General features: G+C 73.5%; 11 protein-coding genes and 1 tRNA gene. 6 read left to right on the top strand and 6 right to left on the bottom strand.

Annotated features, from left to right (window positions below; genetic code table 11):
* Positions 1-92: 92 nt before the first annotated feature.
* Positions 93-743 carry a hypothetical protein gene (locus C8046_RS01105; RefSeq protein WP_146197021.1) on the bottom strand — a complete coding sequence of 217 codons (651 nt, stop codon included), beginning with the start codon at positions 741-743 and terminating at the stop codon, positions 93-95.
* Positions 744-864: 121 nt separating this feature from the next.
* Here C8046_RS01105 and C8046_RS01100 point away from each other — a divergent pair, with 121 nt between their 5' ends.
* The 5 genes from C8046_RS01100 to C8046_RS01080 all read left to right on the top strand — a co-directional run bounded on the left by C8046_RS01100 (position 865) and on the right by C8046_RS01080 (position 5,751).
* Positions 865-2,034, top strand: coding sequence for a PucR family transcriptional regulator (locus C8046_RS01100; protein ID WP_235866018.1), 1,170 nt, complete (start codon positions 865-867; stop codon positions 2,032-2,034).
* Between the two features lie 78 nt (positions 2,035-2,112).
* On the top strand, positions 2,113-3,081 hold the full coding sequence (locus C8046_RS01095; RefSeq protein WP_109227906.1) for an ACP S-malonyltransferase: 969 nt from the start codon (positions 2,113-2,115) through the stop codon (positions 3,079-3,081).
* Positions 3,078-4,109, top strand: coding sequence for a beta-ketoacyl-ACP synthase III (locus C8046_RS01090; protein ID WP_109227905.1), 1,032 nt, complete (start codon positions 3,078-3,080; stop codon positions 4,107-4,109). Before C8046_RS01095 ends, C8046_RS01090 begins: the two co-directional genes overlap by 4 nt.
* 80 nt (positions 4,110-4,189) lie before the next feature.
* The gene (locus tag C8046_RS01085) at positions 4,190-4,438 is read left to right on the top strand and encodes an acyl carrier protein (protein WP_109227904.1); all 249 of its coding nucleotides are present in this window, start codon (positions 4,190-4,192) and stop codon (positions 4,436-4,438) included.
* Positions 4,439-4,527: 89 nt separating this feature from the next.
* A complete protein-coding gene (locus C8046_RS01080; protein WP_109227903.1) occupies positions 4,528-5,751 on the top strand; it encodes a beta-ketoacyl-[acyl-carrier-protein] synthase family protein in 1,224 nt (407 codons plus the stop codon).
* Positions 5,752-5,854: 103 nt separating this feature from the next.
* Here C8046_RS01080 and C8046_RS01075 read toward each other — a convergent pair whose 3' ends face one another.
* The 5 genes from C8046_RS01075 to C8046_RS01055 all read right to left on the bottom strand — a co-directional run bounded on the left by C8046_RS01075 (position 5,855) and on the right by C8046_RS01055 (position 9,131).
* The gene (locus tag C8046_RS01075; RefSeq protein WP_109227902.1) at positions 5,855-6,352 is read right to left on the bottom strand and encodes a DUF3145 domain-containing protein; all 498 of its coding nucleotides are present in this window, start codon (positions 6,350-6,352) and stop codon (positions 5,855-5,857) included.
* A gap of 149 nt (positions 6,353-6,501) precedes the next feature.
* Positions 6,502-6,984 (bottom strand): peptide deformylase, encoded by a 483-nt coding sequence (gene def / locus C8046_RS01070; RefSeq protein WP_109227901.1) that lies wholly within the window; start codon positions 6,982-6,984, stop codon positions 6,502-6,504.
* A gap of 15 nt (positions 6,985-6,999) precedes the next feature.
* The gene (locus C8046_RS01065) at positions 7,000-8,361 is read right to left on the bottom strand and encodes a hypothetical protein (protein WP_109227900.1); all 1,362 of its coding nucleotides are present in this window, start codon (positions 8,359-8,361) and stop codon (positions 7,000-7,002) included.
* Between the two features lie 141 nt (positions 8,362-8,502).
* A tRNA-Asn gene (locus C8046_RS01060) sits at positions 8,503-8,578 on the bottom strand.
* Positions 8,579-8,627: 49 nt separating this feature from the next.
* The gene (locus tag C8046_RS01055) at positions 8,628-9,131 is read right to left on the bottom strand and encodes a hypothetical protein (RefSeq protein ID WP_109227899.1); all 504 of its coding nucleotides are present in this window, start codon (positions 9,129-9,131) and stop codon (positions 8,628-8,630) included.
* A 120-nt stretch (positions 9,132-9,251) separates the two neighbouring features.
* On the opposite strand from C8046_RS01055, the gene C8046_RS01050 reads away from it, so the two are divergent.
* Complete coding sequence (locus C8046_RS01050; RefSeq protein ID WP_199224358.1) at positions 9,252-12,266, top strand: amidase family protein; 3,015 nt, start codon at positions 9,252-9,254, stop codon at positions 12,264-12,266.
* The last annotated feature ends 109 nt before the right edge of the window (positions 12,267-12,375 follow it).

Raw genomic sequence — 12,375 nt, 5'->3', positions numbered from 1 at the left:
GTCACCACCCCGAGCACCACGAGAGGGGCGGACCGGCTGATGCCGGTCCGCCCCTCTCGTGTCTGCGTCGGCCGCGCTCGCGGCTCGGGTGGTCAGGCGGTGCGGTCCTCCGCGGCCTCGACGAGGCGGTTCAGGTCGCCGATGCGGGCGCTGAGCGCCGGCGTGGTGGCCTCGAGCGAGTCCAGCAGGCGGCGGGCCTCCTCGATACGGCCCGTCTCCAGCGCCGCCAGGACGACCTCTCCCCCGGCCTCGGGGTCGCGGGACGCGAGCTCCCAGTGGGAGACGCCGAAGGCGATGGCCTCGGCGGGGGCGTCGGCGTCGCGCAGCATCGCGACGGCGTGCGTCAGCGCCAGCCCGGTGGTCTCGCGCTCGCACGCGAGGTGCAGGCGGCGCATGGCGGACTCGTGGTCGGCCTCGAGCGACAGCCGCGCGAGGACGATGAGCGGCAGCCACGCGCGCGGCTGACCCGCGAGCTCCTCCGCCAGGGCCCACACGGCGTGGTCCTGAGCGACGGGGGTCTCGGGGGCGGCGGTCAGGGGGTCGAGGTGCGTCCCCTCGTCCGCGCGCTCGCGGACGATCTCGACGAGGGCGTCGAACGCGGCCTCGTCGTTGGGGTCGTGCGCCAGCTGCTCACGCAGCTCGTGCTCCGCGGGAGTGCTCTCGCGATGGGTGAGGACCCGCTCGGCGGGTGCAGGACGGGACTCGCGTTCGCCGAGACGGCGCAACCAGCTCATCAATGCCATTTCTTTACCCTAGCCGGTCGACGCCGCAAGCACAGTGGCGAGTTCGTCAGGACCTCGCGTTGTGGCAGGTCTACAACAGCGCGCGAGCGGCGGCCGGCGGCGACGCCGTAGGCTGATCGTCGTGGGAGTCCGACGCAGCGCCGATGCCGAGACGATCCGTCGCCTGCGCGGCCGCACCGACGTCCTCACCGCCGCCGCCCTGCGCCGGCTGGACTCCGACGTCGCGTGGTACCGCGCCCTGCCCGCCGACGACCGGTCCTGGATCGGCCTCGTCGCCACCTCGGGCATCACGACGTTCATCGACTGGTACGAGAACCCGGCCCCCACCACCTACAACGCCGCCGAGATCTTCCGGGCCGCCCCGCCCGAGCTGATCCGGTCGATCTCGCTGCAGCACGCGCTCGCGCTGGTGCGGATCGTGGTGGAGATCGTCGAGGAGCACACCGACGAGATCGCCTCCCCCGCGCGCGCCTCGCAGCTGCGCGAGGCCGTGCTGGTGTACTCCCGGGAGGTCGCCTTCTCGGCCGCCGAGGTCTACGCCCGCGCCGCCGAGGCGCGCGGCGCGTGGGACGCGCGGATGGAGGCGCTCGCCGTCGACTCGCTGCTGCGGGGCGACGACGACGGTCTCCGCTCGCGCGTCGCGGCCCTGGGCTGGAGCGGCACGGGCGCTGTCCTGACGATGGTCGGCACCGTCGAGGGGCCGATCGACGAGGGCATGGCGGCCGACCTGCGACGGGCCGCCCGCCGCACGGCCGCCGACGCGCTCGTCGGGATCCACGGCGACCGCATCATCGTGGTGCTGGGCGGCCAGGGCGACCTGCGCCGGTCGGCCGAGGCACTGCTGCCGAGGTTCTCGGCGGGTCCGGTGGTGCTGGGGCCCGAGGTCGCCGACGTCACCCGCGCGGGTCGCTCCGCCCGCATCGCCCTGGCCGGCCTCACGGCGGCGCGCGGCTGGCCCGACGCCCCCCGACCCGCGCTGGCGGCCGACCTGCTGCCCGAGCGTGCGCTCGCCGGGGACGCCGAGGCCCTCACCGCGCTGCGCGAGGTGCACGACCTGCTGGACGCCGCCCCGGGTCCCCTCGTGGAGACCCTCGCCGCCTACCTGGAGTCCGGTCGCTCGCTGGAGGCGGCCGCGCGGACCCTGTTCGTGCACCCCAACACGGTCCGCTACCGGCTGCGCCGCATCGCCCAGGTCTCCGGCTGGGACGCGATGGACGCGCGCGAGGGATTCGTCCTCCAGATCGCCCTCGTGCTCGGGCGCCTCGGCGCCGGCTCGAGCGGCGCCTCGTAGGAAACCTACAAACGACACGCGCGCCCTTGTCCGCGTCGTCATCCCACCACGACGGGTCCGGCGCGGCATGCTGGAGACGTGCTCGCCATCCTCGCGCCCGGACAGGGCGCCCAGTCCCCCGGCATGCTCTCCCCGTGGCTCGACCTCGACGGTGTGCCCGAGCTCCTCGACTCCCTGAGCGAGGCCTCCGGCACCGACCTGACGACCCACGGCACCGTCTCCGACGCCGACACGATCCGCGACACCGCGATCGCGCAGCCGCTCATCGTGGCGACGTCGCTGATCGCGTTCCACGCGCTCGCGGCCGGCCGTGACGCCGCCTCGTTCGTGGACGTCGCCGCCGGTCACTCCGTCGGCGAGTTCGCCGCCGCCTCGGTGGCCGGCCTGTTCGACGCCGCGTCCGCCGTCGCCCTGGTCTCCGCCCGGGCGCGCTTCATGGCCCAGGCCGCCGCGGCCAACCCGTCCGGCATGACCGCCCTGCTCGGGGGCGACCCCGACGAGGTCCTCGCGGCCATCGAGCGCGCGGGCGCCTGGCCCGCGAACGTCAACGGTGCCGGTCAGGTCGTCGCGGCCGGCTCGCACGAGGCGCTGGCGGCCCTGGCCGCCGGCCCGCCCGCCAAGGCCCGCGTCGTCCCGCTGCAGGTCGCCGGGGCGTTCCACACGCCGCTGATGGCGACCGCGCACGAGAGCTTCGAGGCCGTCGTGGCCGAGTGGACGGCGGAGCACCCCCGGCTGACGCTGCTGTCCAACACCGACGGCGGGCTCGCCGTCGCCCCCGACGGCGGTAACGGCGTCGGCTTCGGCGACCGGACCGAGGTGCTTCGCCGCCTCTCGTCGCAGATCGTCTCGCCGGTGCGCTGGGACCTGTGCCAGGACCGGCTCGGCGCGCTCGGCGTCACCGGCCTGGTGGAGCTCGCCCCCGGCGGCGTCCTGGCCGGCCTCGCCCGGCGTACCCTTCCCGACGTGGCCCGCGTGGCCATCAAGACCCCCGACGACCTCGCCTCGGCCGCCGCGCTGGTGGCCGAGCACAGCGAAGGAGCGGCATGACCGTCCAGCTCAAGCAGATCCAGCCCGTCGCCGGCACCCGCATCCTGGGCGTCGGAGGCTTCCGCGGCGAACAGGTCGTCGACAACGCGGCCATCATCGGCCCGATCGACTCCTCCGACGAGTGGATCCGGCAGCGGACGGGGATCGTCACGCGCCGACGCGCCAACCCCGAGACCTCGATCCTCGACATGGCCGTGATCGCCGCCAACGAGTCGCTCGAGGCCTCCGGCGTCACGCCGGACCAGATCGACGTCGTGCTGCTGTCGACCGTCACCTACTTCGAGCAGACGCCGTCGCTGGCCGCCCGTCTCGCGGACGCCATCGGCGCCACGCCGGCCGCCGCCTACGACGTCTCCGCGGCGTGCGCCGGCTACTGCTACGGCATCGGCCAGGCCGACGCGCTGGTCCGCTCGGGCCAGGCCCGCAACGTGCTGGTCGTCGGGGTGGAGCGCATGAGCGACTTCATCGACCCGACGGACCGCAGCATCTCCTTCCTGCTGGGCGACGGCGCGGGCGCCGCCGTCGTCGGCCCCTCGGACACGCCGGGCATCGCCCCGACCGTGTGGGGCTCGGACGGGTCGCTCGCCGGTCACATCACGCAGACGACGCCGTGGCTCGAGCTGCGCCAGGACCAGGGCGAGGGCGTCCCGGCCACGGTCGACGCCGCCGCGTGGCCGACGTTGCGCCAGGAGGGCCCGAGCGTCTTCAAGTGGGTCATCTCCTCGATCCCGGAGATCGCGCGCCAGGCCGTCGCCGCCGCGGGCCTCGAGCTCGACGACATCGACGTGTTCATCCCCCACCAGGCCAACATGCGCATCATCGACCAGCTCGTAAAGATGCTCGGCCTGCGCGAGGACGTCGTGGTCGGCCGCGACATCGCCGACACCGGCAACACCTCGGCCGCGTCGATCCCGCTCGCGACCGAGCGACTCCTGCGCGAGGGCCAGGCCCGCTCCGGGCAGATCGCGCTCCAGATCGGCTTCGGCGCCGGTCTCGCCTACGCGGCCCAGGTCGTCGTCCTGCCCTGATCCCGCGCGCCGGGTTCGCCACGCGCGCCCGGGCTGGAACACTTGACCCGCACCACACACCTTCACCTAGGAGAAGCACCATGGCTTACACCGAGCAGGAGATCCTCACGGGCCTCGCCGAGATCGTCAACGAGGAGACCGGCCTGCCGACCGACTCGGTCGAGCTGGAGAAGTCCTTCACCGACGACCTCGACATCGACTCGCTGTCGATGATGACGATCGTCACGCAGGCCGAGGACAAGTTCGGCGTCACCATCCCCGACGACGAGGTCAAGAACCTCGTGACCGTGGGCGACGCCGTCCGCTTCATCACCGGCGCGCAGGCCTGATCCAGCGCCCCACGCACTGACGGTGCGACGGCCGCGCTCGGCGCGGCCGTCGCCCATCCCCCACCCCACCACCTCGAGGAGACCGACTGATGTCAGCCGCTCGCACCGTCGTCGTCACCGGACTCGGTGCGACGTCTCCGATCGGCGGCACCGCCGCCGACTCCTGGGCCGCCGCCCTGGCTGGCACGTCCGGCGTCGCGACGATGACCCACGACTGGGTCACGGCGCTCGACCTCCCGGTCACCTTCGCCGCCGAGCTCGCCGTCGAGCCCTCCGAGGTCCTCACCGTCCCCGAGACCCGCCGCATGGACCGCTCCGCGCAGGTCGCCATGGTCGCCGCCCGCGAGGCGTGGGCCGACGCCGGCGCCCCCGAGGTCGACGGCGAGCGTCTCGGCGTCGTGGTCGGCACCGGTCTCGGTGGTCTCTGGACCCTCATGAACGGCTGGGACACGCTCAAGGAGCGCGGCCCGCGCCGCGTCCTGCCGATGACGGTCCCGATGCTGATGCCGAACTCCTCCGCCGCCTACGTCTCGATCGAGCTGGGCGCCAAGGCCGGGACGCACGCGACCGTCTCCGCGTGCGCCTCCGGCGCCGAGGCCATCGCCTACGGGCTGGACATGATCCGCTCGGGTCGCGCCGACGTCGTCGTGGCCGGCGGCACGGAGGCGTGCGTGCACGGGCTCCCGATCGCCGCCTTCGCCCGGATGCAGGCGCTCTCCACCCGCAACGACTCCCCCGAGACCGCCTCGCGGCCCTACGACTCCACCCGCGACGGCTTCGTGCTGGGCGAGGGTGCCGGGGTCGTCGTGCTCGAGAGCGAGGAGCACGCCCGCGCCCGCGGCGCCAAGGTCTACGCCCGCCTCGCGGGTGCCGGCATGAGCTCGGACGCCGGCGACATCGCCGCTCCCGACGCCGCCGGGCAGGCCCGCGCGATGCGCTCGGCCCTGGTCGACGCCGGCCTCACGGCCGAGGACGTCGTGCACGCCAACGCCCACGCCACCTCCACGCCCGCCGGCGACATCGGCGAGGCCGAGGCCATCGCGAGCGTGATGGGTGACGTCGTCGTCTCGGCGACCAAGTCCATGACGGGCCACCTGCTGGGCGGCGCCGGCGCGCTCGAGACGGTCTTCACCGTGCTCGCCGTGGCCAACCACGTCGCTCCCCCGACCATCAACCTGCACGACCCTGACCCGCGCCTGCCGGTGGACGTCGCGACGTCGCCGCGCGAGCTGCGGTCGGGTCAGATCGCCGCGCTGAACAACTCGTTCGGGTTCGGCGGGCACAACGTGAGCCTCATCGTCGCCTCGGCCTGAGGCACCAGCCCCGACGACGACGGCCCCCGTCACCTGCGAAGGTGACGGGGGCCGTCGTCGTGGTCCCGGGGCGGGCTGCGATCCCGCCCCGGAGGTCCGGGCGTCAGCCGACGCGGTGTAGCCAGCGCACGGGAGCGCCGGCGCCGGCGTAGCGGAAGGGCTCCAGCTCGTCGTCCCACGCCTGGCCGAGGGCCAGGTCGAGCGCCTGCGCGAGGCGCACGGGGTCACCGGCGTGCACCAGCGCCGCACGGATGCGGTCCTCGGGCACGACGACGTTGCCGACGCGGTCGGTCTGGGCGTGGAAGATGCCGAGGTCAGGCGTGTGCGACCAGCGCGAGCCGTCCGTCGTGGTCGTGGCCTCCTCCGTCACCTCGTAGCGCAGGTGGTCCCAGCCGCGCAGGGCGGAGGTGAGGCGGGCGCCGGTACCGACGGGGCCGGTCCAGGAGATCTCGGTGCGCAGCATCCCGGGCGCGGCGGGCTGCGCCGTCCAGTCGATGACCGGACGGCCCGTGAGTACGGATGCTGCCGCCCACTCGACGTGCGGGCAGAGAGCCCGGGGCGCAGAGTGCACGAAAATAACACCGCGGGTAGGACCCGGCATGTCGACCCTCCAGTCGTTTCGAGTGACGTCTTCCCCAACGCGCTCGAACCTGACCGTCGGTGCCATGCGGCAACGGAGTGGCACCACTATGCCCGATGAACAGCACTTCGCGCACCCCCGGGGCTTCCGGGAGTGCGCGAGGGTGCCGGTCAGAGGTCGCGGAGCGCGCGCATCGCCTTCTTGCGGACCGACCGCTCGAGGCGGTCGATGTAGAGCATCCCGTCGAGGTGGTCGACCTCGTGCTGCAGGCAGCGGGCCATGAGCTCCTCACCCTCGACGACGACCTCGCCGCCGTCGAGATCGGTGCCCACGACCCGCGCGTACCAGGCGCGCGCCGTCGGGAACCACAGGCTCGGGACGGAGAGGCAGCCCTCGTCGCCGTCCTGCACCTCCTCCGAGAGCTCCACGATCGTGGGGTTGAGGACGTAGCCGACGTCGCCGTCGATGTTCCACGAGAAGGCGCGCAGTCCGACGCCGATCTGGTTGGCGGCGAGGCCGGCGCGCCCGTCGTGGTCGACGGTCTCCAGGAGGTCATCGACGAGGGCGCGGACGCGGTCGTCGACGACGGTGACGGGGGCGCACGGGGTGCGGAGCACCGGGTCGCCGATCACACGGATGTCACGAAAAGCCATGGAGCGGGACCGACCTCAGCTCGGGAGGCGCCAGGCGGCGCTGTCACCGCCGAGCCCGAACAGGGGCTCGTAGGTGATCCAGGTCGATCCTTCCATCACGTCCACGACGACCCAGCCGGAGGCCGAGGCGCCGGGCTGGACGTCCGAGGGCAGCGCGTCGGCGACGTCGCAGAAGCTCCAGGAGGTCCCGGTGTTGGCGGAGTCGCTGAACGCGTCGAAGTAGAAGGTGTTCAGCGTGAAGGCGTCACCCGACGGGGTCGGGTTGGGGACGGTCACGTCGAAGCGCAGCGCCAGGAGGCGGCCCTCCGCGTCGGCCCCGAAGGACGAGGTGCACTCCGGGTCCCAGGCCATCTCCGTGAGGGTGATCGTGCCCTCGACGGCGCCGTCGAAGTCCGTGACGTCGTACGGGGCGCCCAGCGCCACCTCCACCGTGCCGGCGGGCGCGCTGCCCCCGGCCGGCGGCGCGGGGTCGTCCGTCGTCGGGTCCTCGGTGGGCTCGTCGGTGGTGGGGTCCTCCGTCGGGGTGTCCGTCGTCGGGTCCTCGGTGGGGTCCGTGGTGGTCGGGTCCGTGGTGGGGTCGGCCGTCGCGGACGTGCTCGGCGAGGGCGTCGGGTCCGCCTCGTTGCTCGTCAGGGCCCGGAACAGGAAGAAGGCGCCCAGACCGAGGATCACCACCGCGCCCACGATGATGCCGATCAGGAGTCCGACGTTCTGCTTCTTGCTCCCGGGGTCGCCCGGCCCACCAGGACCGCCGGGGCCACCCGGCCCGCCCGGCTGACCGCCGAAGCCACCCGTCGCGTAGCTCGGGGGCGACCCGCCGAAGGCCGAGGGGTCCGTCGCGTACGGGAGCTGCGCCGTCGGCTCGCCCGAGTACGGGGCCGGAGCGGCGGAGTAGGAGGGGTCGCCGCCGTGGCCGGCGCCCGGGAGGCCGAAGCCCTGGCTGCCGAAGCCCTGGCTCGGGAGCTGCTGCGTGGGGGCGCCCTGGTAGGGCGCGGGAGGCGCCGGCGTCGAGGACGACGGCAGCTGCTGGGTCGGCGGCTGCTGCGACGGGAACTGCTGCGTCGGCTGCTGCGCGGACGACTGCTGCTGCGACGGCGTGGCGGAGGAACCGGGGAACGACGCGGGCGGCGGCGGGCTCGCCGGCTGCTGCGCCGAGGACGGCGTGGACCCGGGGAACGACGCCGGCGGGAGCTGCTGGCTGAACGGCTGCGGCTCGCTCGCGGGCGGCGGCGTCGGCGCGGCGGCGGACTCCTCGACCCAGAACGCCCAGCCCTCGGGCGGCGAGGGCCACGACGGGTCGGGCTCCCACCCCTCGGGCGGGGACCATCCCTGGGGCGGGGTCGGCCAGCCGGGCGGCGGGTTGAACTGGTAGGCCACAGGTGTCCCCTTCGGTACGGACGCGTCGGCCAACATTCTCGCAGATGGCCGCGCCCGGCGGCGGGATTCGTCGCGGGCCGGACGCCGTGGCGTCGGAGATGCGACGACCCCCGCCGGCCTGCTGGCCGACGGGGGTCGAGGTGGCTCCCGCAGATGGACTCGAACCATCAACCGTCCGATTAACAGTCGGATGCTCTGCCAATTGAGCTATGCGGGATCGCGGTAAGAAACATTACCAGCGCCGACGAGCTGCTTCGACCACACCGCTACTCGGGGAGCCCGACGTCGGCCCTCGCGCGGGCCTCCAGCTCGGTCGCGAGCCGCGCCATCGCAGGGCTCGTGGCCGCCGTGCCGACCACGCTGACCTGGCTGGAGAGCGCACCGTCGCCGTCGCGCCGGACGACGGCTCGCACCTGGACGCCGCCGGGAAGGTCACCGGAGACCACGTGGACGATCGAGGCCTCCACACGCTCGCGAACCACCTGCGGCACGCGCGGGTCCTCCCCCACGAGCCGGACCTCCCGCGAGACGCCGTCGATCCACCGCACCTGGAGCGCGTTCGTGTCCGTCAGCCACTGGGCGTTGTCGACCTCGTGCCACCCGTGGCGTGCCACAGCGGCGTCGGCGCCGGCAGGGACGTCGATCCACTCGCGGGCGGTCAGGACGAGCCAGCCTCCCCCGACGACCTCGGCGACCGCGATCGGCGTCGCCCCCGGGATCCGGGCGGCGATTTCGGCGGGCAGGCGGGCGGGACGACGGAACAGAGCCATGCTCCGAACCTAGCGCGCGGGACGTCGAAACAGAGGTGGGCCTCGGGCGTAACGCCCGCGACACGCGCGACCTGTCGTATGGACGGGCGGGGGGCACCGCACCGAGCACGAAAGCTGGTCATGCCACTCTCCTCGTCACCCTCTCCCGCCACGCTCCGCCGACGGCGCCTCCTGACCGGGGCTGCCGCCGTCGCCGTCGCACTCACCGGCGCCGTCGTCCCCGCGAGCGCGCTCACCTACGTCACCGACGCCCGCGGCATCCAGTGGCAGGTCCACGACGCCGCCCCGCCCGGCCTCGACACCGGCAGCATCCGCCTGGCGAGCGGCTCCCCGATCCAGGGCTTCGGCGGCATCTTCGTCCGCGTCGACGGCCTCGACCCCGCCGACGAGCCCCGCCTCAACGGCGAGCTGGCCCGCGGCTTCGGGCTGACCCAGACCGGTGACCTCTCCTTCGACACGACGCAGTCGGTCGACCTGGGCGGCGTCCTGGTGACGCGCGACCTCGACCTGGACTCCGCCGGCACCGCCGCCCGGTTCGTCGACTCGTTCACGAACACGACCGACGCGCCCCTCACGGTGCAGGTCTCCTTCGGCGGCTCGCTCGGCTACGGCACCGGGACCAACCAGAGCCTCGTCCGCGCGACGTCGAGCGGGGACACGACCGTGGACTCCTCCGACGCGTGGGCCGTGATGGCGACGACGGTGGCCAACTCGCGCCCGGTGGGCGTCGTGCTCGGCGCCCCCGGAACGCTGACGGGGACGGGCAACCAGCAGCGCGACCCGTTCGAGACGCCGCTGTCCACCACCGGCCACGAGGCGTCGTTCTACGGCTTCGTGAACGAGCTCACGATCGAGCCCGGCACCTCCAGCTCTCTCGCCCGCTTCGTGCACGTCGGCACGCAGGGCGCCGAGCGTCTCCCCGCCGCCGAGCAGAGCCTGGCGGCCCTCAGCGCCGCTCCGGACCTCGCGGGCCTCACCATCGCCCAGGTCTGCACCCTGGAGAACTGGGACGTCACCGCGCTGCCGGGCTACGACGCCGCGGCCTGCGACGCCGTGACGACCGTGAACCCGCCCGCGGCACCGGGTGCCCCCGCCCCGTTCACGTCGGTGGACTACGACGTCGTCGGGAAGACGATCGAGCAGCTCCAGGCGGACATGACCGCCGGCGTCGTGACGTCGGAGCAGATCACGCAGGCCTACCTCGACCGCATCGCGGTGTACGACGGCGGCCCGCAGGGCTTCCACTCCTACCTCCACGTCGCTGACGACGCGGTCGAGCAGGCCCGCGCGGCCGACGCGGCCCGCGCGGCGGGGACGAGCGGTGAGCTGCTCGGGATCCCGATCGCGCTGAAGGACCTCTACGACACCTACGACATGCCGACCACGGGTGGCACCCGGGCGCTCGAGGGCTTCCAGCCCGCCCAGGACGCGTTCCAGGTCGCGAAGCTCCGCGAGGCCGGGGCGGTGGTCATCGGGAAGGCCAACCTCTCTGAGTTCGCCAACTCGGGCGGTCAGAGCGAGTCGGGCTGGATGCAGACGTGGAACGCGCTGTACCCGTCGAAGACGTCGTTCGGCTCGTCGGGCGGCTCCGCCGTCGCCGTCGCCACGAGCCTCGCGACGGCCGCGATGGGCACCCAGACGGGCGTCTCGCTGTACGCGCCGACGACGGGCGCCTCGCTCACGACGTTCCGCGGCACCGACGGCATGGCCAGCGGCCACGGCGTCATCCCCCTGACCTGGTACCAGGACTACGCCGGGCCGATCGCCCGCACCGTCACCGACCTGGCCTACCTGCTCAACGCCACCACCGGGACCGACGCGGGCGACCCGCTGACGGTCGAGGCCGACGCCCGCCGCCCCGCGGACTGGACGACCTCGCTCGACGCCGAGGCCCTCGAGGGCGCCGTCGTCGGCTACATCCCCACCTCGTTCACCTCCAGCTACGCGGACGACGGCACCGGGGAGTCCGCGCGCGAGCGCCTGGACGAACTCGTCGCGGCCGGCGCCACGGTCGTGGAGATGACCGCGCCGCCGGTCGTCCCGGGTGCACCCGGCGGCAGCCGGGGCATGGAGGGCTGGGCCCGCTACATCGAGCTGCACGACAACTTCCCGTTCGTCGACGGCAACGCGATCCTCGCCTCCGACAAGGTGCTTCCCTACAACCGCCGCAACCTGGGCACCACCCAGCGTCTGACGCCGGAGCAGGTGACGGCCTGGGACACCTACCGGAAGACCTACAAGACCGAGATCGGCGCGTGGATGGACGCGGCGGGAGTCGACGCCGTCGTCTACCCGGGCTTCCTCAGCGACATGTACAACAACGACGCCGCGGCGAGCCAGCTCACCTCGGACCGGGCGAGCGGCGTCCTGACGTCGAACGTCGGCCTCCCGACCGTCGTCGTGCCCGTCGGCACCAACCCGCACGGCTACACGACGTCGCTGCAGCTCGTCGGGCGGGCCTGGGACGACGCTCAGGTGCTGGGCCTCGGCTACGCGCTCGAGCAGCAGACCCAGGCGCAGCAGCACACGACGTTCGCGCCGCCGCTCACCTACGTGCGCAGCTTCAGCGACGTCGCGCCGGACAACCAGTTCTTCGCCGAGATCTCCTGGCTGGCGCAGCGCGGAATCTCCACGGGCTGGGACGAGGGCGACGGGACGTACACGTTCCGGCCGCTCGCACCGATCGCACGCGATGCGATGGCGGCGTTCCTCTACCGCCTGGTCGCGCCCGAGGGCTACACGGCTCCGGCGACGTCCCCGTTCTCGGACGTGAACGTCGGCGACCAGTTCTACACGGAGATCGCCTGGCTGGCCGAGAGCGGCGTCTCCACCGGGTGGGCCAACGGTGACGGCACGTTCGCCTTCCGCCCGCTCGAGCCGATCGCCCGTGACGCGATGGCGGCGTTCCTCTACCGTCTGGCCGACGAGCCGGCGCACGAGAGCCCGGCGACCTCACCCTTCACGGACGTGACGCCGCAGGACCAGTTCTACGCCGAGATCACCTGGCTCGCCGAGACCGGCGTGGCCACCGGCTGGAAGGGCAACGACGGGACGGCGATCTACCAGCCGCTCTCCTCCGTCGCCCGCGACGCCATGGCCGCCTTCCTCTCCCGGTTCGACGAGCTGGACAGGTGACCACCCCGCGGCCGCTCGGGTGAACCGGTGAGCCGCTGACGCACGACACGGACGGGCCTCCTCGTGATGGACGAGGGGGCCCGTCCGTCGTCGTCGCCGTAGGATCGAC

This window comes from Serinibacter arcticus, assembly GCF_003121705.1.
In the GTDB taxonomy this organism is placed as follows: Bacteria; Actinomycetota; Actinomycetes; order Actinomycetales; family Beutenbergiaceae; genus Litorihabitans.
The sequence above is the reverse complement of the archived record's forward strand: the minus strand, read 5'-3'. Positions and strand labels throughout refer to the sequence as shown.